This window comes from Streptomyces sp. NPDC050448 (assembly GCF_040655295.1).
GTDB lineage: Bacteria > Actinomycetota > Actinomycetes > Streptomycetales > Streptomycetaceae > Streptomyces.
The window spans coordinates 1-26,000 of record NZ_JBFAJR010000032.1 but is presented as its reverse complement, the minus strand read 5'-3'; the positions used below and the strand labels follow the sequence as shown (position 1 = coordinate 26,000).

The 26,000-nt window shown below is 72.2% G+C and carries 18 protein-coding genes and 1 rRNA gene; 8 read left to right on the top strand and 11 right to left on the bottom strand.

The genetic code is table 11. The features are described from left to right. Positions 1-4 precede the first annotated feature (4 nt). The 3 genes from AB0I68_RS29375 to AB0I68_RS29365 form a co-directional block, all read right to left on the bottom strand. Positions 5-4,981, bottom strand: a complete 4,977-nt coding sequence (locus tag AB0I68_RS29375) for an NAD-glutamate dehydrogenase (protein WP_363180391.1) — start codon at positions 4,979-4,981, stop codon at positions 5-7. Between the two features lie 354 nt (positions 4,982-5,335). Further along, on the bottom strand, positions 5,336-6,034 hold the full coding sequence (locus AB0I68_RS29370) for an HAD family hydrolase (RefSeq protein WP_363180390.1): 699 nt from the start codon (positions 6,032-6,034) through the stop codon (positions 5,336-5,338). Next, a complete protein-coding gene (locus AB0I68_RS29365; RefSeq protein ID WP_363180389.1) occupies positions 6,031-6,531 on the bottom strand; it encodes a hypothetical protein in 501 nt (166 codons plus the stop codon). Before AB0I68_RS29365 ends, AB0I68_RS29370 begins: the two co-directional genes overlap by 4 nt. Positions 6,532-6,908: 377 nt before the next feature. Here AB0I68_RS29365 and AB0I68_RS29360 point away from each other — a divergent pair, with 377 nt between their 5' ends. After that, on the top strand, positions 6,909-7,295 hold the full coding sequence (locus AB0I68_RS29360) for an Rv3235 family protein (RefSeq protein WP_363180388.1): 387 nt from the start codon (positions 6,909-6,911) through the stop codon (positions 7,293-7,295). 133 nt (positions 7,296-7,428) lie between these two features. Here AB0I68_RS29360 and secA read toward each other — a convergent pair whose 3' ends face one another. Next, positions 7,429-10,200 (bottom strand): preprotein translocase subunit SecA, encoded by a 2,772-nt coding sequence (secA, locus tag AB0I68_RS29355; RefSeq protein WP_363180387.1) that lies wholly within the window; start codon positions 10,198-10,200, stop codon positions 7,429-7,431. 226 nt (positions 10,201-10,426) lie between these two features. Here secA and AB0I68_RS29350 point away from each other — a divergent pair, with 226 nt between their 5' ends. Next, positions 10,427-11,047, top strand: coding sequence for a GNAT family N-acetyltransferase (locus AB0I68_RS29350; RefSeq protein ID WP_363180386.1), 621 nt, complete (start codon positions 10,427-10,429; stop codon positions 11,045-11,047). Positions 11,048-11,093: 46 nt separating this feature from the next. Then, positions 11,094-12,296, top strand: a complete 1,203-nt coding sequence (locus tag AB0I68_RS29345; protein WP_363180385.1) for a crosslink repair DNA glycosylase YcaQ family protein — start codon at positions 11,094-11,096, stop codon at positions 12,294-12,296. A 21-nt stretch (positions 12,297-12,317) separates the two neighbouring features. Here AB0I68_RS29345 and AB0I68_RS29340 read toward each other — a convergent pair whose 3' ends face one another. From AB0I68_RS29340 to mtrA, 6 genes are all read right to left on the bottom strand, one after another. After that, complete coding sequence (locus AB0I68_RS29340; RefSeq protein WP_363180384.1) at positions 12,318-13,019, bottom strand: response regulator transcription factor; 702 nt, start codon at positions 13,017-13,019, stop codon at positions 12,318-12,320. A gap of 199 nt (positions 13,020-13,218) precedes the next feature. After that, entirely contained in the window at positions 13,219-13,914 is a 696-nt protein-coding gene (gene raiA, locus AB0I68_RS29335; RefSeq protein WP_363180383.1) for a ribosome-associated translation inhibitor RaiA, read from the bottom strand. A gap of 349 nt (positions 13,915-14,263) precedes the next feature. After that, a complete protein-coding gene (locus tag AB0I68_RS29330; protein ID WP_363180382.1) occupies positions 14,264-15,013 on the bottom strand; it encodes a phosphoribosyltransferase family protein in 750 nt (249 codons plus the stop codon). Between the two features lie 77 nt (positions 15,014-15,090). Beyond that, on the bottom strand, positions 15,091-16,947 hold the full coding sequence (locus AB0I68_RS29325) for an LpqB family beta-propeller domain-containing protein (RefSeq protein ID WP_363180381.1): 1,857 nt from the start codon (positions 16,945-16,947) through the stop codon (positions 15,091-15,093). Next, positions 16,937-18,928, bottom strand: coding sequence for an MtrAB system histidine kinase MtrB (gene mtrB, locus AB0I68_RS29320; protein ID WP_363180380.1), 1,992 nt, complete (start codon positions 18,926-18,928; stop codon positions 16,937-16,939). Before mtrB ends, AB0I68_RS29325 begins: the two co-directional genes overlap by 11 nt. Position 18,929: 1 nt before the next feature. After that, positions 18,930-19,619, bottom strand: a complete 690-nt coding sequence (mtrA, locus tag AB0I68_RS29315; protein WP_189973359.1) for a two-component system response regulator MtrA — start codon at positions 19,617-19,619, stop codon at positions 18,930-18,932. Between the two features lie 234 nt (positions 19,620-19,853). Here mtrA and AB0I68_RS29310 point away from each other — a divergent pair, with 234 nt between their 5' ends. From AB0I68_RS29310 to AB0I68_RS29290, 5 genes are read left to right on the top strand one after another with little or no spacing between them, the layout of a single operon-like run. Then, positions 19,854-21,125: a hypothetical protein gene (locus tag AB0I68_RS29310; RefSeq protein WP_363180379.1), complete on the top strand. Its 1,272-nt coding sequence runs from the start codon at positions 19,854-19,856 to the stop codon at positions 21,123-21,125. Between the two features lie 7 nt (positions 21,126-21,132). After that, positions 21,133-21,813: a DUF4129 domain-containing protein gene (locus AB0I68_RS29305; RefSeq protein WP_363180378.1), complete on the top strand. Its 681-nt coding sequence runs from the start codon at positions 21,133-21,135 to the stop codon at positions 21,811-21,813. Then, complete coding sequence (locus tag AB0I68_RS29300; RefSeq protein ID WP_363180377.1) at positions 21,810-23,384, top strand: DUF4350 domain-containing protein; 1,575 nt, start codon at positions 21,810-21,812, stop codon at positions 23,382-23,384. The genes AB0I68_RS29305 and AB0I68_RS29300 overlap by 4 nt, the downstream gene beginning before the upstream one ends. Beyond that, positions 23,381-24,343 carry a MoxR family ATPase gene (locus tag AB0I68_RS29295; protein WP_363180376.1) on the top strand — a complete coding sequence of 321 codons (963 nt, stop codon included), beginning with the start codon at positions 23,381-23,383 and terminating at the stop codon, positions 24,341-24,343. The genes AB0I68_RS29300 and AB0I68_RS29295 overlap by 4 nt, the downstream gene beginning before the upstream one ends. Continuing rightward, a complete protein-coding gene (locus tag AB0I68_RS29290; RefSeq protein WP_363180375.1) occupies positions 24,343-25,653 on the top strand; it encodes a DUF58 domain-containing protein in 1,311 nt (436 codons plus the stop codon). The genes AB0I68_RS29295 and AB0I68_RS29290 overlap by 1 nt, the downstream gene beginning before the upstream one ends. 261 nt (positions 25,654-25,914) lie before the next feature. On the opposite strand, the gene rrf is transcribed toward AB0I68_RS29290, so the two are convergent. Then, a 5S ribosomal RNA gene (gene rrf / locus AB0I68_RS29285) occupies positions 25,915-26,000 on the bottom strand; the annotation flags it as partial.

The window sequence follows — 26,000 nt, the reverse complement described above, 5'->3', positions numbered from 1 at the left end:
GCGGCTAGGCGTGTGCGCGCAGGAGCGAGCGCATCGTCCGCATCGCGACCGACAGGTTCGCCAGGTCGAAGTCGTCCGATCCCCGGATCTCGTCCAGGGTCGTCCGGGCCCGGCTGATGATCGCCACGTTCTTCTCCTCCCACGCCTTGAAGCGCTCCTCGGGAGACGAGTCGCCGTTGCCCACCGCCAGCACGTCGGCGGTCAGCGCGGCGTGCGCCGCGAACAGGTCCTCGCGGATGGAGGCGCGGGCCATGGACTGCCAGCGGTCGGCCCGCGGCAGCTCGATGATCCGGTCCATCAGCTGCGTGATGTCCAGGCGGTCGGCGAGGTCGTAGTACACCTCGGCGACACCCAGCGGGTCGACGCCGGTGCGGTCCGAGATCGCGACGATGTCGAGCGTCGGGAAGGCCGAGGAGAACCCGGCGACCTTGGCCGCCAGCTCGTCCGGCACGCCCTCGCCGGTCAGCTCGTCCATGATCGACTGGTACCACTCGAGGTCGGCGCCGCGCACCAGCTTGGGCAGCTCGGCCCAGACCTGCCTCACCCGGTCACCGAAGAGCTCGATGGTCTCGGTGATCTGGAGCGGCTGCGGCCGGTTGTTCAGCAGCCAGCGGGTGCCGCGCTCGACCAGGCGCCGCGAGTGCAACCGCACCCGGGTCTGGACGTCGGCCGCGACCTTGTTGTCCAGTGCCTCGACCGCGTCCCACACCTCGGCCAGGCCGAAGATCTCGCGGGCCGCGAGCTGCGCCCGGACGATCTCCTCCGTGGAGGCGCCGGTCTCCTCGCGCAGACGGTGCAGGAAGGTCGAACCACCGGTGTTGACCGTGTCGTTGACCAGCAGCGTCGTGATGATCTCGCGGCGCAGCGCGTGCGTGTCGATCTGCTCCGGGAACTTCCCGCGCAGGGCGCCCGGGAAGTACGCGTGCAGCAGGCGGCGCAGGTACGGGTCGTCCGGCAGCGCGGTGGCGATGAGCTCGTCCGCCACCGTGATCTTGGTGTAGGCGAACAGGACGGCCAGCTCCGGCTGGGTCAGGCCCTTGCCGTTGTTGAGCAGCTCGCGGATCTGCCGGTCGGCGGGCAGGAACTCCAGGCTCCGGTCCAGCAGGCCGGCCGACTCGAGGCGGCGCATGAAGCGCTGCTGGGCGTGCAGCAGGCTGGGGGCCTGGGCGATGCCGTTGGCGAGGGCCACGTTCTGCGCGTAGTTGTTGCGCAGCACCAGGCGGCCGACCTCGTCGGTCATCTCCGCCAGCAGCTTGTTGCGCTGCTTGACGGTCATGTCCCCGTCCGTGACCACCGCGTTGAGCAGGATCTTGATGTTCACCTCGTGGTCGGAGGTGTCCACGCCCGCGCTGTTGTCGATGGCGTCGGTGTTGACCTTGCCGCCCTCACCGCCGGCGCCGATCCGGGCGAACTCGATCCGGCCGAGCTGGGTCAGGCCCAGGTTGCCGCCCTCCCCGATGACCTTGGCCCGGACGTCCCCGCCGTTGACGCGGATGGCGTCGTTGGCCTTGTCGCCGACGTCCGTGTGCGTCTCGGCCGACGCCTTGACGTACGTACCGATGCCGCCGTTCCACAGCAGGTCCACGGGAGCCTGGAGGATCGCCTGCATCAGGTCGGCCGGGGTCATCTTGGTGACGCCCGCCTCGATCCCGAGGGCCTCGCGGACGTGCGCGTTGACCGGGATGGACTTCGCCGAGCGCGGGTGGACACCGCCGCCCGCGGAGAGCAGCTCGCTCTGGTAGTCGGCCCACGAGGAGCGCGGCAGCTCGAACAGGCGCCGGCGCTCGGCGTACGAGGTCGCCGCGTCCGGGGTCGGGTCGATGAAGATGTGCCGGTGGTCGAAGGCGGCGACCAGGCGGATGTGCTCGGAGAGCAGCATGCCGTTGCCGAACACGTCGCCGGACATGTCGCCGACGCCGACGACCGTGAAGTCCTCGGTCTGGGTGTCGTGGCCCAGCTCGCGGAAGTGCCGCTTGACGGACTCCCAGGCGCCGCGGGCGGTGATGCCCATGCCCTTGTGGTCGTAGCCGGCCGAGCCGCCCGACGCGAACGCGTCGCCCAACCAGAAGCCGTACGCCTCGGCGACACCGTTGGCGATGTCGGAGAAGGTCGCGGTGCCCTTGTCGGCGGCGACGACGAGGTAGGTGTCGTCCCCGTCGTGGCGGACCACGCCGTGCGGCGGCACGACCTCGCCGCCGACCATGTTGTCGGTGATGTCGAGCAGCGCCGAGATGAAGATCTTGTACGAGGCGATGCCCTCGGCGAGCCACGCGTCGCGGTCCACCGACGGGTCCGGCAGGTTCTTGGCGACGAAGCCGCCCTTGGCGCCGACCGGCACGATGACGGTGTTCTTGACCATCTGCGCCTTGACCAGGCCGAGGATCTCCGTACGGAAGTCCTCGCGGCGGTCGGACCAGCGCAGGCCGCCTCGGGCGACCTTGCCGAAGCGCAGGTGGACGCCCTCGACGCGCGGGGAGTACACCCAGATCTCGTAGGCCGGGCGCGGAGCCGGGAGCTCCGGGATGGCCTGCGGGTCGAACTTCATCGACACGTACGCGTGCTGCTCGCCCGCGTCGTTGAGCTGGAAGAAGTTGGTGCGCAGGGTCGCCTTGATCAGCGTGAGGAAGGACCGCAGGATCCGGTCCTCGTCCAGCGAGGCGACCTGGTCCAGGGCCCCGGCCAGCTCCTCCAGCATGGCGTCGATGAGCTCGGTGCCGGCGGACTGGCGGCCGGGCGACATCCGGGCCTCGAAGAGCGAGACCAGCAGCCGGGTGGTGTGGACGTTGTTGCGGAGGGTGTCCTCCATGTAGTCCTGGCTGAAGTTCACGCCGGCCTGGCGCAGGTACTTCGCGTACGCGCGCAGCACCACGGCCTGGCGCCAGGTGAGCCCGGCGCTCAGCACCAGGGTGTTGAAGTTGTCGTTCTCGGCGTCGCCCTGCCAGACCGCGGCGAAGGCGTCCTGGAAGCGCTCGCGGGCGTCGTCGCCGAAGTAGTTGGACGCCGCGCCGTCGCCGTTGCCGGAGGGCAGCGGCATCCGCAGGCCGAAGTCGTAGATCCACGCGTTGGTGCGGTCGCTGCAGCGCAGCTCGTACGGGCGCTCGTCGGTGACCTCGACGCCCAGGCGCTGGAGCACCGGCAGGACCGCGGACAGCGACACCTGCTCACCGGTGCGGTAGATCTTGAACCGGCGCTCGCCGGGGCCCGCGCCGACCGGCTCGTACAGCGAGAGCGCGAACTCGCGGTCGCTCGCGGAGAGCCGCTCCAGGTGGCACAGGTCGGCCACGGCCGCGCGCGGCTTGTGGTCGGCCTTGTAGCCCTCGGGGAAGGAGCTGCCGTACTTGCGCAGCAGCTCGGCGGCGCGCTCCTCGCCGACCTCGGAGACCAGGGCCTCGCCGAAGCCGTCGGCCCACGAGCGGGCGGCCTCGACCAGCCGGCCCTCGATGCGCTCGACGTCGGCGTCGGTCAGCACGGGCAGCTCGGTGCCCTGCGGGACGCGGACGACGAAGTGGATGCGGGCGAGGATCGACTCGGTGTTCCAGGCGGTGAAGTCGACGCTGATGCCGTCGAGTTCCTCCTGCAGGATCGAGATCAGGCGCAGCCGCACGCCGGTGGTGTAGCGGTCGCGCGGCAGGTAGACGAGCGCCGAGTAGTAGCGGCCGTACTCGTCCTGGCGCAGGTACAGCCGCAGCCGGCGGCGCTCCTGGAGGTACAGGACGGAGGTGGCGATCTCGCGGAGCTTGTCGACCGGGGTCTGGAACAGCTCGTCGCGCGGGTAGGTCTCCAGGATCTGCAGCAGGTCGCGGCCGTCGTGGCTGTTCGGCGAGAAGCCGGCGCCCTCGAGGACCTCGGCGACCTTGCGGCGGATGACCGGGACGCGGCGCACGGACTCGGTGTACGCGGCGGAGGAGAACAGGCCGAGGAAGCGGCGCTCGCCGACGACGTTGCCCTCGGCGTCGAACTTCTTGACGCCGACGTAGTCGAGGTACGAGGGGCGGTGCACGGTGGCGCGGCTGTTGGCCTTGGTCAGCACCAGCAGGCGGTGCTCGCGGGCCTTGGCGCGGGCGTCGGCCGGCAGCCGGTTGAAGGACGGCGAGACGGGGTGGGCGTCCTCGCCGCTGTGGTGCGGGTCGGAGCGCAGGATGCCGAGGCCGGTGCCGGGCACGGCGGCCAGGGCGTCGCCGTCGACGAGGTTGTACTCGCGGTAGCCGAGGAAGGTGAAGTGGTCGTCGGAGAGCCAGCGCAGCAGCTCACGGGCCTCTTCGAGCTCGTACTCGCGCAGGTCGGGCGCGGTGGGCTCGTTCGGGAGGTCGTCGGCGATGCGCAGCGCGGCGTCGCGCATCTTCTCCCAGTCCTCGACGGACTCGCGGACGTCGGACAGGACGCGGCGCAGGTCGTCGGTGATCTGCTTGAGGTCGGCGCGGTCGGTCTCGCGGTCGGTCTCGACGTGGATCCAGGACTCGACGAGGGAGTCGTGGGGGCGCGCGGTCTTGGGGCCGTGCGCGTCGCAGTCGGGACCGAGGATCTCGATCAGCTTGCCGGTGACGTCACGGCGGACGACGACCTGCGGGTGGATCACGACGTGGATGCCGCGGCTCTGCCGGGACAGCTCGTTCGTCACGGAGTCCACGAGGAACGGCATGTCGTCGGTGACCACCTCGACGACCGAGTGGCTGGACGTCCAGCCGTTCTCCTCGACCGTGGGGGTGTGCACGCGCACGTTCGCGGTGCCCTGCGGCCGGTTCTCGGCGAGCCGGTAGTGCGACAGCGCCGCGCCGAACACGTCGACCGGGTCCCGGTCGAGGAGGTCCTCCGGGGCGGTGTGCAGGTAGTAGCGCTGGAGGTAGGCGAGAGTGGTGTCCCGGTCGGGGCGCTCTCCCTGCTCGGACCCAGTCGGAAGTAGCCCCCCGGCCGGGCTGTGCTCAGCTACCCGGGCCGCCCGCGCGAGCAGCTCGGCCTTTGCTTCGTCCAGCTTGGTCTGCATGTCCTCTGGCTCCTGTCGCGCGCCATTGCGTGACGTAGGTGAAGGAAGGAATGACGTAGCGCCGCGACGCGGGGTGACCGCTGGGAATCGGCGCCATGCCGTCGTGAGAGCCGCCCGGGAGGGATTTGGCCATGATCGGCTCGAGGTCCCGGCAGCGGGGATCAGCGAAGGCCCGGGCACGGTCGTGCGCCGGGCGCTGGCCGGAGGCGGCAATGCCCCCGATGACTATCGCGCTGATCACGGGTACCAGGCTATCTCGCCTGCCCCCCTCTAAGTCACGCACCAGATCTGTACAAAAGCAGGTCGGTAACTTTGACGATGTGCGCAGTGACGCGACCCGCCCGATGCCAGTACTTATCCGGCCAGCTCGCGAGCAGTGCGTACGGCCTCGGCCAGCGAGTCGACGACGGGGACCCCGGCTTGTTCAAGACTGCTGCGGCTGTGCGAACCACCCGTGTAGAGGACGGCCCGGGCGCCCACATGGGCCGCGGCGAGCGCATCGTCCGCGGCGTCCCCGATGAGGACCGTGCGGCCGGCGGTCACACCGGTCTCCTCCAGGGCCGCCATATGGCGTACGAGATGTCCCGCCTTGCTGGTGTGCGAGGGCCCGATCCGCCCGTCGACGCGCAGGAAGTGCCGGTCGATGCCGTGCGCCTGGACGAGCGGTACGAGCTTCTCGTGGGGCGCGAGGGAGAGCAGGGACTGCGTGAGCCCGTCCGCCTGCCAGTCCCGCAGGAGCTCGCGGGCCCCGTCGGTGAGCCCGGCGGTGTCGGCGGCGGCCCAGTAGTACCGGTGGAAGGTCGCGTCCATGACCTCCCACTCGGCGTCGGTGGGCAGCCGTCCCATCAGCCGCTCGTAGAACTTCGGCACCGGTACGACGTACAGCTCGCGGTAGCGCTCCAGCGTGATCGGCGCGAAGCCGAACTCGGCGAAGGAGGCGTTGGTGGCGGCGATCACGGCGTCGATGTCGTGCAGCAGCGTGCCGTTCCAGTCCCAGACTATGTGGACGGGAGCGGCGGCGGTGTCGAGGACGGCGGGGGCGGCTGCGGTCATTTCAGCAGCCCCGGGATCTCCTGGACGCCGAACCACAGCAGTTCGTGGTCCTCGGCGCCGTCCACGGTGAACTGCGCGTCGTCGTCCCCGCCGTCCGCGGCCTCGAGGGCGGCGGCGGCGGCCGAGACGTCGCCCAGGGCGTCATCGGCGTCGACGTGCACGGCGGCGGCCACGGAGAGCCGTACGGTCCCTGCGAGGGTCACCTGGCCGAGGGCGGCCTCGTCGGTCCCGGGGGTCGCGGCGGCGGCCTTGTCGGCCACGTCGACGGCGACGACGACCCGCTTGCGCGGGGCGGCCTCGTCCTCGGCGATCATCCGCAGCGAGGCCGCGGCGGCCCGGCCGAGGGCGGCGTACTCCAGCTCCTCCAGGTCGTCCGACACGTACCACTCCCGCAGGCCGGGCGTGACGGCGTACGCACGCAGCGGGGCGGGGCCCAGCTCACCCGCCTTGTGCGCCGCGGCGAGCCCGGGGAGGGTCAGGGGGACGTACACGCGCATGGCCGGCTGCTTTCGGTAGTCGGAAACGCCCTCAGGATACGACTGCCCCCGCCTTTCCCGACGCCCCCGGGCACGGCAGGGCCCCGGCGGGCGGGGCCCAGGCACGACCCGGCCCTGACGGCCCGGACTCCGTCCGGTGACGGCGGCGGTCCCCCTTCGGGCTGCCGGGCGACGGCCGGATTCCGTCCACCGCGTGCCTCTCTGAGTCGCCCGGACCGGCCGGGGGGCTCGCGGCGCCCACCCGGATAGGTGAACGGGTCCCGGCCCGTCCGGGCCCCGGAGGCGCCGTTGCGGAGGGTGGTCAGGAACCGTAGAAGTCCCCTACCAAGTTACCGCCCGGTACCGCTCCGGGCCCGGACTTCTCGGGGACGACCGCCATGACCAGGACCAGGAACACCACCCGGCCCCCCGGCCGCCACGACCAGCGCCGCCCCGCGCGGACCCCGCGGGGCCCGCACGACTGGTTCGCGGAGCGGCTGCTGGCGGTGGTGAGCGGCCAGCGGCCGGTCCACTCGCTGCTGGGCCACACGGTCGGCCCCGCGTACGACCAGCTGGTCACCCTGGCCCCCACGGCCCCGCTCCGGGACCGGCTCCGCCCGGTCCTGCGCCAGTGCGGCCGCTTCCACCCCGGGCCGGGCGTGATCGAGGCCTTCGCCCGCATCGCGACGGGCGACCGCGTCTCGGCCATGGCGTTCCGCCTGGAGCAGGGCCAGGACCTCCGCTGGCGCTGCGCAGCCGTCGAATTCCAGGGCCCCCTCCCGTAACCGCTGCACGACGCGTTCCCCGGGCGCCCGCCCCCGGCGAGGCGCGGCACCCGCCCCGGTGCCGGAACGCCGCCGGGGCCGGACACCGCGAGTGGTGTCCGGCCCCGGCGGGGGTGCCCGTACGGGCAGCGGGTTACTTCTTGCGGCGGCGGCCGCCCGCGGCCTTCTGGGCCTTGCGGCGCTCCGCCCGCGTCATCCCGTCGCCCGCCTCGTCGGCGTCGAAGTCGCCCTCGACGACCCCGCCCTCGCCGTCCACCGTCGGCGCCGAGAAGTGCAGCCGGTCCGGCCGCTGCGGGGCGTCCAGGCCCTTGGCCCGGATCTCCGGACGCGCGGCCGCCGGCTCGGTGTCCTGCACCGGAAGCTCCTCGACCTGCTGCTCGACCTGGACCTCCAGGTTGAACAGGTAGCCGACGGACTCCTCCTTGATGCCCTCCATCATGGCGTTGAACATGTCGAAGCCCTCGCGCTGGTACTCGACCAGCGGGTCCTTCTGGGCCATCGCCCGCAGGCCGATGCCCTCCTGCAGGTAGTCCATCTCGTACAGGTGCTCACGCCACTTGCGGTCCAGCACCGACAGGACCACGCGCCGCTCCAGCTCGCGCATGATGTCGGAGCCCAGCGCCTTCTCGCGCGCCTCGTACTGCTCGTGGATGTCGTCCTTGACGGACTCCGCGATGAACTCGGCGGTGATGCCCGCGCGGTCGCCCGCCGCGTCCTCGAGCTCGGCGACCGTGACCTTGATCGGGTAGAGCTGCTTGAAGGCGCCCCACAGCCGGTCCAGGTCCCATTCCTCGGCGAAGCCCTCGACCGTCTCGGCCGCGATGTACGCGTCGATCGTGTCGTCCATGAAGAACCGGACCTGCTCGTGCAGGTCCTCGCCCTCCAGGACGCGGCGGCGCTCGCCGTAGATGACCTCGCGCTGGCTGTTGAGGACCTCGTCGTACTTCAGGACGTTCTTGCGCGTCTCGAAGTTCTGGGTCTCGACCTGCGACTGGGCCGACGCGATCGCGCGCGTCACCATCTTGTTCTCGATCGGCACGTCGTCCGGCACGTTCGCCATCGCCATGACGCGCTCGACCATCTGCGCCTTGAACAGGCGCATCAGGTCGTCGCCCAGCGACAGGTAGAAGCGGGACTCGCCCGGGTCGCCCTGACGGCCGGAGCGGCCGCGCAGCTGGTTGTCGATACGGCGCGACTCGTGCCGCTCGGTGCCCAGCACGTACAGCCCGCCGAGCGCCTTGACCTCTTCGAACTCGGCCTTCACGGCCGCCTCGGCACGCTTGAGGGCCGCGGGCAGCGCGTGCGCCCACTCCTCGATGTGCTCCTCGGGGTCGAGGCCCTGCTGGCGCAGCTCCGCCTCGGCGAGGTCGTCCGGGTTGCCGCCGAGCTTGATGTCGGTACCGCGGCCGGCCATGTTCGTGGCGACCGTGACGGCGCCGCGGCGGCCGGCCTGGGCGACGATCGAGGCCTCGCGCTCGTGCTGCTTCGCGTTCAGCACCTCGTGCGGGACGCCGCGCTTGGAGAGCTGCTGAGAGAGGTACTCGGACTTCTCGACCGAGGTGGTGCCGACGAGGATCGGCTGGCCCTTCTCGTGCTTCTCCGCGATGTCGTCGACGACGGCGGCGAACTTCGCGACCTCGGTCCGGTAGATCAGGTCCGGCTGGTCCTTGCGGACCATGTCGCGGTTGGTCGGGATCGGGACGACACCGAGCTTGTAGATCTGGTGGAACTCGGCGGCCTCGGTCATGGCCGTACCGGTCATGCCCGACAGCTTGGTGTACAGGCGGAAGAAGTTCTGCAGGGTGATCGTGGCGAGGGTCTGGTTCTCGTCCTTGATGTCCACCCCTTCCTTCGCCTCGATCGCCTGGTGCATGCCCTCGTTGTAGCGGCGGCCGGCGAGGATACGGCCGGTGTGCTCGTCGACGATCATGACTTCGCCGTCGATGACGACGTAGTCCTTGTCCTTCTTGAACAGTTCCTTCGCCTTGATGGCGTTGTTCAGGTAGCCGACGAGCGGGGTGTTCACCGACTCGTAGAGGTTCTCGATGCCGAGCCAGTCCTCGACCTTCGCGACACCGGCCTCGTGGATGCCGACGGTGCGCTTCTTCTCGTCGACCTCGTAGTCGCCGGTCTCCTCGATGCCCTTGAGCGGCTGGCCGGCCTCGCCCTTGGTGAGGCGGGTGACCAGCTTCGCGAAGTCGGCGTACCACTTCGTGGCCTGGTCGGCCGGGCCGGAGATGATCAGCGGGGTACGGGCCTCGTCGACCAGGATCGAGTCGACCTCGTCGACCACGGCGAAGTTGTGGCCGCGCTGCACCAGCTCGTCCGCCGACCACGCCATGTTGTCGCGCAGGTAGTCGAAGCCGAACTCGTTGTTCGTTCCGTACGTGATGTCGTTGCCGTACTGCTCCCGGCGCTGGGCCGGGGACATGTTCGCCAGGATGCAGCCGACCTCGAGGCCGAGGAACTTGTGCACCCGGCCCATCAGCTCGGAGTCGCGCTCGGCGAGGTAGTCGTTCACCGTGATCAGGTGGACGCCCTTGCCGGACAGCGCGTTCAGGTACGCGGGAAGCGTGCCGACGAGGGTCTTGCCCTCACCGGTCTTCATCTCGGCGACGTAGCCGAGGTGCAGCGCGGCACCGCCCATGATCTGGACGTCGTAGTGCCGCTGGCCGAGGACGCGCTTGGCGGCCTCGCGGACGGTCGCGAAGGCCTCGGGCAGCAGGTCGTCCAGGCTCTCGCCGTCCTGGTAACGCTGCTTGTACTCGTCCGTGAGCGCCCGCAACTCGGCGTCGGAGAGGTTGACGAAGTCCTCTTCGATGGAGTTGACCTGGTCCGCGATGCGGTGCAGTTTGCGCAGGATCTTGCCTTCGCCTGCACGCATGAGCTTGTTGAAGACGGACACCGAGGTTTGTCTCCTTGCCGGTCGGGCCTGGCACTGGTTCGTACACGGGCACGGAGGGTGGGCCCCACCGCAACGGCCATCGTAAGCGAGGACGCGGTCGCGTCGGGAGGTCCACACCTTCCGCAGGGCGCGAGCGCCCGGAATGAGAACGTACGGGAGCGGCGGAAGGTGCCGGTGCGGGCGAAAAACGCTCGCCCGGGGGACCCGGCGTGGCCACAATCCCTCCATGGAGCCGACCACGCTGACCACCGAACGCCTCCTCCTGCGGCCCTTCGCCCCCTCGGACGCCGACGAGGTGTACGCGGCCTGCCAGGACCCCGACATCCAGCGCTGGACGCTCGTCCCCTCCCCGTACGAGCGCGGGCACGCCGAGGGCTGGGTCACCGGGCTCTGCGCCGACGGCTGGCGCGACGACACCGGGTACACGTTCGCGGTGCGGCTCGGGGCCGAAGGCCCGCTGGTCGCCTCCGTCGGCGTGCACGTGCGCGGCCCCGGGGAGTACGAGATCGGCTACTGGACGGCCAAGGAGCACCGCGGACGCGGCTACATGGCCGAGGCGGTCCGCGGCGTCGCCCGGTGGCTGTTCACCGAGGTCGGCGCCGGCCGGCTGGAGTGGCGCGCCGCCGTGGGGAACGCGGCCTCCCGCGCCGTCGCGGAACGGGCCGGATTCCGTGTCGAGGGCACCCTGCGGGCCGCGCTCGACCTCCGCGGCGCCCTGCGCGACTGCTGGATCGGCGCCCTGCTCCCCTGCGACCTGGGCCTGCCGTCCCCGCTGCCGTACCTGCCGTCCCCGCTGCCGTCACCGCTGCCGTCACCGCCGTCACCGGCCCCGTCACCGCCGGCGTGATCGCCGGTGGCGCCCTCTTGTCGGTGGCGCCCTCTAGGGTGCGGCCATGACGACCGCGCCGCAGCCGACCCTGTCCCTGTCCGCCGACGAGGCCCGCCGGATCGCCCTGCGGGCGCAGGGGTTCCTCGGTGCGCCCGACCGCCGGGGTGGGGGTACCCCCGGCGGAGCCAGGGGGAGGGTGCGGGGCGTCCTGCGCCATCTGGGCGCCGTGCAGCTGGACACGATCTCCGTACTGGCCCGCTCGCACGAGCTGATCCCGTACGCGCGGCTGGGCGCGGTGGGCCGGGACACCGTGGAGAAGGCCTACTGGTCGGACCGGCACGCCTTCGAGTACTGGTCGCACGCGGCCTGCATCCTGCCGATCGAGGAGTGGCCGCATTTCGCGTTCCGGCGCCGCGCCCGCCGGGCCCGCGGCCACCGCTGGCACGTCCTGCGGGACAAGGAGCGCTCGACGCAGGCGGTGCTGGACCGGCTCAGGGCCGACGGCCCGCTGACCTCGACCGAGCTGGGCGGCGCCAAGAACGGCGGCGAGTGGTTCGAGTGGTCCGAGACCAAGATCGCGGTGGAGTGGCTGCTCGACACCGGCGAGGTGGTCTGCTCCGAGCGCCGCGGCTGGAAGCGGGTCTACGACCTCCCCGAGCGGGCGGTCCCGGACGCGCTGCTCCACGACGACCTGGACGACCGCGAGTGCCTGCGCCGCCTGGTGGCGCTGGCCGGACAGAGCCTGGGCGTGGGCACCCGCGCCGACATCGCCGACTACCACCGCCTCAAGGGCGAGCAGGTCGACGCGGTGATCACCGACTCGGGCCTGGTCCCGGTCGAGGTCGAGGGCTGGGCGAAGCCGGCCTGGGCCGACCCCGCCGCGCTGGCGGCGGCCCCCCGGGGGCGCCACCGCACCACCCTGCTCTCACCGTTCGACTCCCTCGTGTGGGACCGGCCGCGCACGGAGCGGATCTTCGGCTTCACGCACCGGCTGGAGGCGTACGTCCCCAAGCCCAAGCGGATACACGGCTACTTCGCGATGCCGCTGCTGGCGGGCGGGCGGCTCCAGGGCCGGGTCGACCCGGCCCGCGAAGGCAGCACACTGGTGGCCCGCCAGCTCTCCCTGAGCACCCTCAAGGCGGCCCGCCCCATGGCCGAAGCGCTCCGCGAGGCGGCCGCCTGGGTCGGCTGCGACGCCGTGCGCATCGAGCGCGCGGGATCTCCCGAGCAGGCGGCCGCGGTCACCGCGGAACTGGCCGCCCTCTGACCCTCTGACCCTCTGAGAGTCTCAGCGGATCTCGAGGATCTTCTCCCGCATCGCGTAGACCACGGCCTCCATCCTGGAGTGCAGCTGTAGCTTCTCCAGGATGTTGCGGACGTGGTTCTTCACGGTGTTCTCGGAAATGAACAACTCCTTCGCGATGTCGCGGTTGTTCATTCCGGTCGCCACGAGCTTGAGCACTTCCAGCTCGCGGTCCGTCAGCCTCGGCGCCGGCACCAGCCGCCGCTCGTCCGTCCGCTGGATCATCGACTTGAACTCCGTCAGGAGCTTCGAGGCCATCGACGGGCTGATCTGCGACTGCCCGTCGGCCACCGCGCGAATCGCCGTCGCCACCTCGTCGGTCGAGATCTCCTTCAGGAGGTATCCGGTGGCTCCCGCCTTGATCGCGTCGTAGAGGTCCGCCTCCTCGTCGCTGATCGTCAGCATGATGATCTTCGCGGAGGGGGCCACCTCCTTGAGCGAGGTGCACGCCTCGATACCGCCGCGCCGCGGCATCCGCACGTCCATCAGCACGATGTCCGGCAGCAGGTCCGCCGCCTTGTCGACCGCCTCCGCGCCGTCCCCCGCCTCACCGACGACCTGGATGTCCTCCTCCTGCGCGAGGACGATCTCCAGCCCGCGCCGGAACAGGGCGTGGTCGTCGACGACGAGCACCCGGATCGGCTCGCCGCCCTCATCACCGCGCACCGGCCCGAAGCTGTCCGCCATCGTTCCTCCCCCTGCATGTACCGAGCTGCCGAGCCAACCGGACGGGAATGTCCGGCGGTTGACTGCCCGCCATGATTCCATGCCCGCGCCACCCGGCGGGGAGCCTGCGACGGTCACCTGGCGTATACGAGTCACACAGGGGCCCCCGGAGACGCTGCTGCATCCCCGGGGGCACTTCACCGAAAATCAGGACGCGGCGTCAGCCGCCGAGCGCCCCGCCCGCGCCGGAGCCGGGCTCACCCGAGCTGGACGCCTCGTCGGAGTTGAGGTGGATCACGCCGTAGTCATAGCCGTGGCGCCGGTAGACGACGCTCGGCATCTTGGTGTCGGAGTCGACGAACAGATAGAAGTCGTGGCCGACCAGTTCCATTTCGTACAGAGCCTGGTCGAGCGGCATGGGTGCGGCAGAGTGCGTCTTCTCGCGGACGATGAGCGGGCCTTCGCCCTGTACTTCCAGCGATCCGATCCGGGTGGTCGGGATCGCGTCCGCCGCCTCCTCCGTGACGGGCTGGCCGCTCCCGTTCAGCCGGGCCACGCCGGGAACCACGTCGGCGACCTCGGCCGCCGAGAGCCGCCCGTTGCCACGGCGGGTGTAGCGCTTGTCGTGCTGCTTGCGCAGCCGGGCCTCCAGCTTGTCCTGTGCCAGGTCGAGCGCCGCGTACGGGTCCGCGGCAGCGGCCTCGGCACGGATCACCGGGCCCCGCGAATGCAGGGTGATCTCCACGCGGTCGGAACGGTCGGCCTGGCGCGGGTTGTGCTCCTTGGACACCTCGACGTCCAAGCTGATCACCTTGGCGTCGAGCTTCTGGATCCGCTCCGGATTCAGCTTCTCGGCCACGTGCTTGCGGAACCGCTCGGGCACCTCGGTCTTGCGGCCCTTGACGACGATGTCCACGCAGAACTCCGTTCCCGGATAGCTCCGCCCACGGGGCGAAGCGTCTCCCTTTCGCACCAGGCCCCGGTGAACACCGGAGCCTCGGACTTGGCGACTTTCACCTCCTCCTCCCCCATCGGCAAGATCTACACCCCACCGACTTCGGAGTCGAGAGACAGCCTCTGACACGAAGATTCAGAAACGACGAAACGTGCGATCCGATGCGTGGAGCCAGGACTCGCCAGTTCCTTACAACCGAACATATCTCTCCATGCCGGTTGTCGGCACCCGCTACCGGAACGTACCTCCGTTCAGGTGGCTGTTCCCTCTTACTGCCTGCAACGATGCGCCTTCCCCGTGAGTTCCAAATCTATTCACAAGAACGTTGGTCTGTACGGGTTGTCGACCGGATTCGTACGAAGGATCCCGCCGGAGCCGCCACCACGGCCGCCCCCGCCACCGGTCCGACCGACGCCGCCCGCACCGCCCGGGCCGCCTCCGCGAGCGTGGCTCCGGTGGTGATCAAGTCGTCCACCAGCACGATCCGCACACCGGCGATCAGCCGCGCCGCGCCCCCGCGGCACACCCCCAGGGCCCCTGCGAGGTTCTCCCGGCGCTCCCCGGCCCCCAGGCCCGCCTGATCGGCCACCGGCCGGACATGGCGCAGTACGGGCGCCACGCGCGCGGGAACACCGGACCGCCGCAGCCGCCCCGCGGCCGCCAGGGCGATCCTGCGGGCCGGATCGTGCCCGCGCGCCCGCACCTGCCGCCGCGCCGACGGCACCGGGACGAGCACCAGCTCCTCCCCCGCCGCCCGGGCCGCTCCCGCGCGGACGCCCGCACGGACGGCCGCCGCCAGGGCAGCACCGAGCGGCCCGGCCAGCGGCAGCGCCCCGCGCTCCTTGTGCGCCAGTAAGGCCTCCCGTACGGCGCCCTCGTACGCGGTGGCCGCATACACCACGGGCAGCCCCTCGGGCCGCGGAGACGGCCGCACACACCCCGCCGCGGCCCCGCTCAGCGCCGCCGCGCAGCCCGCGCACAGCAGTACCCGGGCAGCCCCGCAGCCGGTGCAGTCGACCGGCAGGACCAGCCCGGCGAGCTCCTGCCACCACCCCCGCATGCCCACCACTGTGCCGGGCCGGCCGGACCGCCCGCCACCCCTGTGGACAACCGGGCACCGGGGTGCGAAAGGGCAGGTCAGCCGGGGTAGACCGGGGCCCGGCCGCCCGCCGCCACCGTGCGCCACTGCGCCCCCGGCGGCAGCCACACGATGCCGTCCTCGTCCGAGGCCGCCACCACCGGCTTCTTCTCGTCCTCCGTCGCCGCGACCGACACCAGCCCGGTCGCCCCGGGCAGGCTCGCCGCGACCATGGACCCGTCCGCCAGCATGTACCGGGCCTGCACGACCCCGCCGCTCTCCCGGCCGACCACCAGCAGCCGACCGCGCGGAGCCCAGCTCAGCGCCGTCACGTCCGCCATCTGCGGGGCCGCGGGACGCAGCTCGCGCACCGACACCGGCGACCCGGCCGACCTGCTGCCGTCCGGCTGCTCGATCCGCCCGATGTACAGGCGCTTGCGGTTGTCCTTCTGCAGCACCAGCAGCGCGATCCGTACCCCGTCCGGGGACGCCTTCAGCGCGGTGATCCGGCCGTCGAGCCCGGCCACATCGATCCTCTGCGGGGTCCCGGTACCGCCCGCCACCCGGTACAGCCCCGGATTCTGCGGATCCTGGTCCGCGATCCACAGGTCGCCCGCCGCGTCCCAGCTCGGCGCACCCAGCCCGTTCGGCTTGGCGGCCTTGCCGATCAGCACCGGCTGCGGCATGGGCCCGGCCGTCGTCAGGTTCACCAGGTACAGCCCGTGCCCGTCCTCGGACACCACCGCCGCGCGCTTCTCGTCGTACGAGACGGCCGCGGAGCCCACCTTGAACCCGGGGCTCGTGGCGGTGGGGGACAGCGGCCCCGGCACCGGCTCGGCCCGGTACTGCTGGTCCTCACTGGCGATGTCGAGCTTCATCCGGACGAGCCGGCTCTCGCTGTCGACGTAGTACTGGTACTCGGGACTCGGCACCCGGTGGGCGATCGCCGCCGCCGCCGCATCGGTCACCGAGCACAGCGAGGACCGGTCCGCGCGCAGCAGCTCGACCCGCGCCAGCCGGGAGGCCGTCAGATCCTGCACGGTGTACAGGAGTTGCGCGGCCATCTTCTGGCACTGCGGCTGCGCGACGTTGTCGACCTTGTCGTTGAGCGGCACCTTCAGCGCGTTCTGGCCGTCGTACGCAAGAGACTTGGTGCCCGCGCGCAGTTCCGTTCCGGTGGGGAAGCTCGAAGTGACCACGGGGCCCAGCCACTTGGACGGCCCGGCCAGCAGCGACTGCACGGTCTGCGTGGTCGGGTCCATCCGCGAGTCGGGGTCGCTGCGCTGGCGCACGTACACGGGATCGGCGACGAGGCTGCCGCCCGCGAAGTAGTACTTGTTGACCGGCATGTAGATGCGCTGGAAATCGGACTCGCTGAGCACGAGGCTGCTCGGCGGCGTCGCGATCCGCCACTGCTTGTTCTCCTGGACCAGCTGGAGGAACTCCTCGTAGCGCGCGCCGGTGGTCTCCGGCTGGTACGCGCTGCGCTCGTCCACCGTCGCGAGCTTCTTGCCGGTCATCTTCCAGCGGGGGCCCGAGGGGTCCTTCTCGCCCTGCACGGAGAACCGGTCGATGCCCGCGGAGAGCACGGTGACGGCGGCGCCGGGCTTCCAGTTCTTCGCCGCGTCCTCGGTGAGGTACTTCCGGGCGGTCTGCAGCTGCGGGTCGTCGCTCGTCATGGCCTCCAGGAAGCCGTCGACGATGTCGGCCGCGCTGGCCTTGTCGGCCGGCGGTACGCCGAACACCCGGACCTGCGAGTCGACGCCCTGCGAGGCCCGCACCTCGCGGATCTCGCCGTGGTCGGGCATGGAGGCGCAGCCGGCCAGCAGCAGCCCGGCCGCGCCGAAGGCGTACGCGCGCACCGCCCGCCACCGGCGGCGGTCGTCCCTGCGTACCCGTGCGGGCTCAGCGTCCACCTGCTCCATCCTCCTGTGCTGCTGCCTGGTCGGCCGCGGCGGCCCGGTCGGCTGCCGCCTGGTCGGCCGGCCGGGCCACGACGCGGGCCCCGTTGCCCGGCAGGGCCGTCGGGTCCGCGGGCACCGGCAGCGCCCCGGCTACCGCCGACCGCGGCGGGATCGGCGAGCGGTCGGGCCGCCCCGGGGCCTGCGGCGCCCGCGGGGACGCCTTGAAGCCCGCCGCGTCGGCCGCGGCCCTGGCCCGGTTGGCCCGGGAATCCTCCGGCTCCAGCGGGATCGGGGACCCGCGCAGCGGCTCGTCGGCGGTCCGCGGCAGGGTCAGCCGGAACTGCGAACCGCCGCCCGGCTCGCCCCAGGCCTGGAGCCAGCCGCCGTGCAGCCGCGCGTCCTCGACGGCGATCGACAGGCCGAGGCCGGTTCCGCCGGTGGTGCGGGCGCGGGCCGGGTCGGCCCGCCAGAAGCGATTGAAGACGCGGGTCGCCTCGCCGGGCTTGAGCCCGACGCCGTAGTCCCGTACGGCCACCGCGACGGCGCCGCCCGCCGACGCGAGGCGCACCACCACATCGCGGCCCTCACCGTGCTCCACGGCGTTGACGACGAGGTTGCGCAGCACCCGCTCCACGCGCCGGGAGTCGGCCTCGGCTATGACGGGCTGGGTGTCGCCCAGCACCCGGATCCGGGTGCCCTTGTGCTCGGCGAGCGGCTCGGCGCCGTCGATGACCCGGCGTACGACCTCCCGCAGGTCGATCGGCTCCGCCTCCAGGGCCGCGGCACCCGCGTCGAACCGGCTGATCTCCAGCAGGTCCGCGAGCAGCGACTCGAAACGGTCGAGCTGCCCGGCCAGCAGCTCGGCGGAGCGGGCCGTGATCGGGTCGAAGTCGACCCGGGCGTCGTGGATGACATCGGCTGCCATCCGTACGGTCGTCAGCGGCGTCCGCAGCTCGTGCGAGACGTCGGAGACGAACCGGCGCTGCATCCGCGACAGGTCCTCCAGCTGCTGGATCTTGAGCTGGAGATTTTGGGCCATCTTGTTGAAGGCCTCGCCCAGACGGGCGATGTCGTCCTCGCCGGTGACCTTCATCCGCTCCTGGAGCCGCCCGGCCGAGAGCCGCTCGGCGATCCCGGCGGCCATCCGCACGGGCGTCACGACCTGGCGCACGACGAGCCACGCGATCGCGCCGAGCAGCACGACCACGAACACGCCGGCGGTGGCGATGGTGACCTTGATCAGGTTGAGGGACTCCTCCTCCTGCGTGAGCGGGAAGAGGTAGTACAGGTCGTACGGGTCACCGTTGATGTCGGTGAGCCGCTTGCCCACCACCAGCGCGGGCTCGGGCGCCTTGCCCGCGGCCCCGGCGGTGTACCGGATCTGGGAGAACGTCTTGAAGGTCCCGGTGGCGTGGTTGACCTCCCGCCGCAGCTGCGGGGGGACGCTCGCGGTCGGGTCCACGTTGCCGGAGGCACGGGCGCCCTTGACGCCCGAGACGGTGGGCCCGTCGGGCTGCCCGCCCGCGCCGGGGCCGGCGCCGAGCGCGACCACCTCGAAGGCGGTCTGGCCGCCGCTGGCGAGCTGCTTGACCAGCGAGTTCATCCAGGTGCTGGCGTCCTGCCCGACCTTGTTGTCGGTGACCTCGGGCCCGTCCACGGTGGAGGGCGTGTTGGCCTTCTCCTGTGCGACCGCGAACCCGCCCGCCGCCTGGCTCTGCGCGGCCTCCTCCTTGGCGTCGAGGAGCCCCTTGCTGACCTGGGCGATCACGACGAAACCGAGCGCGAGGACCACGGCCAGCGACATCAGCAGCGTGGCGGCGACCACCCGCAGCTGGATGTTGCGCCGCCACAGCCGGACAGCCGGAAGCAGCGGCCGGCGTACGAGGCGTACGAACAGCCGCAGCACAGGGCCGCCGGGCGCTCCGTCCTGGAGCAGCCGGCCGCCCCGCAGGGCCCCCCAGCGGGAGCCGCGCCGGGGCCTGCCGGGCTGCACGTCAGCTCGGTCCGGCCTTGTAGCCGACACCGCGCACCGTCACGACGATCTCGGGGCGCTCCGGGTCCTTCTCGACCTTGGAGCGCAAACGCTGCACATGCACGTTGACCAGGCGGGTGTCCGCCGCGTGCCGGTAGCCCCAGACCTGCTCCAGCAGCACCTCGCGGGTGAACACCTGCCAGGGCTTGCGCGCGAGCGCGACCAGCAGGTCGAACTCGAGCGGGGTCAGGGCGATCGAGGCACCGTCCCGCTTGACCGAGTGCCCGGCCACGTCGATGACCAGGTCACCGATGGCCAGCTGCTCGGGCGCGGGCTCCTCCGACCGGCGCAGACGGGCCCGGATGCGGGCCACCAGCTCCTTCGGCTTGAACGGCTTGACGATGTAGTCGTCGGCCCCGGACTCCAGGCCCACGACGACGTCCACCGTGTCGCTCTTCGCGGTGAGCATGACGATCGGCACTCCGGACTCGGCCCGGATCAGCCTGCAGACCTCTATGCCGTCCCGTCCGGGCAGCATCAGGTCCAGCAGCACGAGATCCGGCTTCGCCTCCCGGAAGGCAGCCAATGCCTTGTCGCCGTCCGCTACGAACGACGGCTCAAAACCTTCTCCACGCAGCACAATGCCGAGCATCTCGGCCAGCGCGGTGTCGTCGTCGACGACAAGGACTCGTCCCTTCATGCTTGACATCATCCCATTAGCTAATCGTTACCCGGCGGTGAGCTGTCCCACAGCCAAAAGGGCTGGAAATCGCCCCTCGGACCTGCGTGGACATCAGGCCGACCAGTCTGCCCCGGATCCCGGCGACAATTGAAGGCGCGGGCTGGCGGAGTTCCGGGGGGACGGCCGGTCCACTCAACAGTCCCACGTGGCACGATGGCAGCCGACCAGCGCCCCCGCCCCGCAGGTGCACGTGAAGGAGCGACGATGAACGACTCTCCGGGCTGGGCTGTGCCCGGACCCTCCTCGTCCGATGGCGAGCGGCCGGGCGCACCCGACGGTCGAGACGGCGGCGAAGGCAGCACGCAGCCGTCCACCGGCGGACAGAAGTGGTCCGCCGAGCAGCCGCCTCCCGGCGAGTGGTCGAGCCCCGGAACCCCCCAGGCCCCGCCGCAGCGGCAGCCGCAGCCGGGCGCAGGCTGGGGGTCGTACGGCGGCTCCCAAGGCCCGCAGGGCGCCCAGAGCGGCCAGTACGGCTACCCGGGCGGCCCCGGCCAGTGGGGCAAGCCCCCGGCCGCCAAGCCCGGCGTGATCCCGCTGCGCCCCCTCGACCTGGGCGAGATCCTCGACGGCGCGGTCGCCACCATGCGCAGCCACTGGCGCACGGTCCTGCCGATCACCCTGGTCGTGGCCACCGTCGTCCAGGTCATCAGCGTGCTCGTGCAGAAGTACGCGCTCTCCGGCCTCCCCGTCGCCTCCGACCCGAAGGCGAGCCTGCAGGACGCCCTCGACACCCTCGGCGGGACCATGGTGGTCCTGCTCGCGAACGGCTTCGTCCAGCTCATCGGCACCATCGTGGCCGCCGCCATGCTCACGATGATCTTCAGTCGTGCCGTGCTCGGCCACGGGTCCACGATCGGCGAAGCCTGGCGCGAGGCCCGCCCCCAGCTGCTCCGCCTGCTCGGGCTGACCCTCCTGCTGGCCCTCGGCGGCGTCGTCATCCTCTTCGCGCTGATCCTGCCCGGCATCGCCCTGAGCAGCATCGGCCTCGCTCTCCTCGGCGGCCTCGCCGCCATCCCGCTCATCGTCTGGCTCGGCATCAGGTTCGGCCTGGCCTCGCCGGCGCTGATGCTGGAGAAGAGCGGCGTCATCACCTCGCTCCGCCGCTCCTCGAGGCTCGTCCAGGGCTCGTGGTGGCGCATCTTCGGCATCACCGCCCTGACGGGCCTCATCACCGCGTTCGTCTCGGCGGTCATCATCTGGCCGCTCACCGCCGTCGGCCTCGCCATCGGCTTCTCCGACGGCGGAGTGGCGAGCCTGGAGAACGGCACCGCCACCACCGGCTGGGCGCCGCTCATCCTCTCCGCGATCGGCGCGGTCATCGCGCAGACCATCACCATGCCCATCCAGTCGGGCGTCACCGTCCTCCTGTACGTCGACCAGCGCATCCGGCGCGAGGCCCTCGACCTGGAGCTCGCCCGGGCGGCAGGCCTGGAGAACTACGGCCCGGACGCCACCGCACCGCCGACCGGAGGCTGATGCGCCGATGATGAGTACGGGGGGCCTCATCACGCTCTGCGCGGCGCTCCTGCCGACCGCGGACCAACCACCGGTGACGACACCGCGCGACCCCGCCCGCGAGGCGGCCGAACGCGAACTGTCCAAGCCGCTGTACCACCAGGACGACCCGGGTCTGTTCCAGCGCGCCCTGGACCGGTTCTGGGACTGGGTCGGCGACCTCTTCGACCACGCCTCGGGCGCCACCCCCGGCGGCACCCTGGGCCTGGTCGCGATCGCCGCCCTGGTCGTCCTGGCCGTCGCCGCCCTCTGGTGGCGGCTCGGCTCCCCCCGCCGGACCGCCACCGGCCCGGCCACCCTGTTCGACGACACGCTGCGCAGCGCCGCCGACCACCGCGCCGCAGCCGACGCGCACGCCGCCGCGGGCCGCTGGACCGAAGCCGTCCAGGAGCGCATGCGTGCCATCGTGCGCTCCCTCGAGGAGCGCACCCTGCTCGACCCGCGCCCGGGCCGCACCGCCGACGAGGCGGCCGCCGAAGCCTCCGTCCCCCTCCCGGACCACGCCGAAGCCCTCCGCACGGCGGCCCGCGCCTTCGACGACGTCACGTACGGCGGCCGCCCCGCCGACGCCGGCATGTACGCCCGCCTGCGCGCCCTCGACCTCACCCTGACCCGTACGAAGCCGCTCCTGACGGGACCCCAGGCATGACCGCCCCCACCCCGGGCACGAACAGCAGCACACCGCGCGCGGCCACCGACACCCCGAGCACGGACAACACCCCGCCAACCCGGCCGCCCGCCGCCCCGGACACAAGCAGCACCACACCCGGCACGGCCACCGACACCCCGGACACGGACAGCACCCCGCCAGCCGCCCCGCCGCCAGGCGGCCCGTCCGCCGCCGGCACAAGCAGCACCACACCCGGCGCGGCCACCGACACCCCGGACACGGACAACACCCCGCCAGGCGGCCCCCTCGGCACGCTGCCCGGCAGCGCTCCGCCGCCCGGCGCAGCCGCCGACACCCCCGCACCCACCGGCGGAGCCACCGGCACCGGAACCCCCGCCCCGGCATCCGGCGGACCCACCGGGACGGCCACCGGGGGGACCACGCCCGCCGCGGTGTGGCGGCGCTCCCGCGGCATCCTCATCTGCCTCGGGATCCTGCTCGTCGCCGCCGTCACGCTCGCCGCCCTCGGCTCGGGCAGCCGCCACGGCCGCCTCGACCCCCGCTCCGCCGACCCCGACGGCAGCCGGGCCGTCGCCGAGCTGCTCCAGGCCCGCGGGGTCACCACCCGCGTCGTCACCACCGCCCGCGAGGCCGCCGCCGCGGCCGGCCCCGGCACCACCCTGCTGGTCACCGACCCCGACCGGCTCGGCGACGCCCAGCAACGCGCCATCCGCTCCGCGATCGACCTCTCCGGCGGCCGCACCGTCCTGCTCGCCCCCGGCAGCCCGAGCCTCTCCGATCTGGCCCCGGCCGCCCGCACCAAGGGCAGCGCCCCCGACCAGAGCCTCGACCCCGGCTGCGCCCTGCCCGCCGCCGTCTCCGCCGGCCGCGCCACCACCGGCGGCGGCCACCGCTACACCAGCGGCGCAGCCACCGGTACCGCCTGCTACCCCAGCGACGGCCACCCCACCCTCCTCGTCCTCCCCTCCGGCACCACCGGCGGCGACACCGTCCTCCTCGGCTCCGAGACGATCCTCCTCAACAAGAAGCTCGCCTCCGAGGGGAACGCCTCCCTCGCCCTCCAACTCCTCGGCTCCCGCCCCGACCTCGTCTGGTACCTGCCCTCCCTCACCGAGGTCCAGGACGAGGACCCCGCGCAGGAGAAGAGCTTCTTCGAGCTCGTCCCCCGCGGCTGGGGCTGGGCCCTCCTCCAGCTTTTCGTCGCCGCCGTCCTCGCCGCCCTCTGGCGCGCCCGCCGACTCGGCCCCCTCGTCACCGAGAAGCTGCCCGTCGCCATCCGCGCCTCCGAAACCACCGAGGGCCGCGCCCGTCTGTACCGCAAGGCCGGCGCCCGCGACCGCGCCGCCACCGTGCTGCGCGCCGCCGCCCGCGAACGCCTGGCCGCCCTGGCCGGCGTACCGCCCACCCGGGCCCACGAACCCGCGGCCCTGGTCCCCGCCGTGTCCGCCCGCCTGACGGACGACTGGCATACGGACAGACGCCGGGACCTGACCGCCCTCCTCTTCGGCACCACACCCGCCGACGACGCGGCACTCGTCGCGCTCGCCGACCACCTCGATGCCCTCGAAAGAGAGGTCCGCACCTCATGACGGCCACCACGGACAGCGCCCGCTCCTCCCTGGAAGCGATCCGCACCGAGATCGGAAAGGCCGTCGTCGGCCAGGACTCGGCCGTCACCGGTCTCGTCGTCGCCCTCCTGTGCCGCGGCCACGTCCTCCTCGAAGGCGTACCCGGCGTCGCCAAGACCCTCCTCGTACGGGCCCTCGCCGCCTCCCTCGCCCTCGACACCAAGCGCGTCCAGTTCACCCCGGACCTGATGCCCAGCGATGTCACCGGCTCGCTCGTCTACGACGCCCGCACCGCCGAGTTCTCCTTCCAGAACGGCCCGGTGTTCACGAACCTGCTCCTCGCGGACGAGATCAACCGGACCCCGCCCAAGACCCAGTCCTCCCTCCTCGAGGCCATGGAGGAGCGCCAGGTCACCGTCGACGGCACCCCGCGCAAGCTGCCCGAGCCGTTCCTCGTCGCCGCCACCATGAACCCGGTCGAGTACGAGGGCACGTACCCCCTCCCGGAAGCCCAGCTGGACCGCTTCCTCCTCAAGCTCACCGTGCCCCTCCCCTCCCGCCAGGACGAGATCGGCGTCCTGACCCGGCACGCCGCCGGCTTCAACCCGCGCGACCTCCAGGCCGCGGGCCTGCGCCCGGTCGCCGGCCCGGCCGAGCTCGAAGCCGCCCGCGACGCCGTCGCCAAGGTGTCCGTCTCCCCGGAGATCTCCGGGTACGTCGTCGACATCTGCCGCGCCACCCGCGAATCGCCGTCCCTCACCCTCGGCGTCTCCCCGCGCGGCGCGACCGCCCTGCTGGTCACCGCCCGCGCCTGGGCCTGGCTCACCGGCCGCGACTACGTCACCCCCGACGACGTCAAGGCCCTGGCCCTGCCCACCCTGCGCCACCGCGTCCAGCTCCGCCCGGAGGCCGAGATGGAAGGGGTCACGGCCGACGCCGTCATCACCGCGATCCTGTCCCACGTCCCCGTCCCGCGCTGATGGCCCTCACCGGACGCGCCGCCCTGCTGGCGGCCCTCGGCAGCCTCCCCGTCGGCATCCTCGAACCGAGCTGGACGGGGATGCTCGCGGTCAACGGCACCCTCGCCGCGGCCTGCGCCCTCGACTACGCCCTCGCCGCGCCGGTCCGCAGGCTCACCCTCACCCGCACGGGTGATACCTCGGTCCGCCTCGGCGAACCGGCCGAGGTCCACCTCACCCTCACCAACCCGGGCACCCGCGCGCTCCGGGCCCGCATCCGCGACGCCTGGCCGCCCAGCAGCTGGCTCCCGGGCACCGAGGCCGAGGCCTCCCGGCACACCCTGACGATCCCGCCCGGCGAACGCCGCCGGATCACCACCCGGCTGCTCCCCACCCGACGCGGCGACCGGCACGCCGACCGCGTGACGATCCGCTCGTACGGGCCACTGGGCCTGCTCACCCGCCAGGGCACCCACACCGTCCCCTGGACGGTCCGGGTCCTGCCACCCTTCACCAGCCGCAAGCACCTCCCGTCGCGCCTGGCCCGGCTGCGCGAACTGGACGGCCGTACGAGCGTCCTGACCCGCGGCGAGGGCACCGAGTTCGACAGCCTCCGCGACTACGTCCCCGGCGACGACACCCGCTCCATCGACTGGCGGGCCACGGCCCGCCAGCACAAGGTCGCCGTCCGCACCTGGCGCCCGGAGCGCGACCGGCACATCCTGATCTGCCTGGACACCGGTCGCACCTCGGCGGGCCGCGTCGGCGACGCCCCGCGCCTGGACTCCGCCATGGACGCGGCCCTGCTGCTGGCCGCCCTGGCCTCCCGCGCGGGCGATCGCGTCGACCTGCTGGCCCACGACCGCCGCACCCGCGCCCAGGTCCAGGGCCGCTCGGCCCGCGACATCCTCCCGGCCTTCGTGGGCGCCATGGCCACCCTGGAACCGGAGCTCGTCGAAACCGACGCCCGCACCCTGGTCTCCACCATCCTCCGAAACGCCCCGCGCCGGTCCCTGGTGGTCCTTCTGACGAGCCTCGACGCCGCCCCGACAGAGCAAGGCCTGCTCCCCCTCCTCCCCCGCCTCACGCAGCGCCACACGGTCCTGCTGGCCTCCGTGGCAGACCCCCGCATAGAGGCGATGACGAAGTCCCGCGGCTCGCTCGACGCGGTCTACGAGGCCGCGGCCGGCACCCAGTCCCAGGCGGCCCGCCGCCGCACGGCGAAGCAGCTCACCCGCCACGGAGTCCACGTGGTCGACGCCACCCCGGACACCCTGGCCCCGGCCCTCTCCGACGCCTACCTGGCCCTCAAATCCGCCGGCCGCCTCTAAGGGTGTCCGGCGGATCAGGATCGGGCCCGGCCATGATCTGCCGGACACCCCCCAAGCCCTGTCGTCACCGGTTGAGGTCGAGCCCGGCCACGCCCTGGCCTTCGTAGGATTTCGGCTCAACAGGGTCGGAGCGTCCAGGACGAGATGGCTGCGCTCTCCTCATCCGTGCAGGACGGTCTGCATCTCCGTATACGCCACGTGGAGGGTAAACGCAGAAAAGCCCCGTACCGGATACCCGGTACGGGGCTTTCTACAATGATTGTTCGGCGGCGTCCTACTCTCCCACAGGGTCCCCCCTGCAGTACCATCGGCGCTGAAAGGCTTAGCTTCCGGGTTCGGAATGTAAC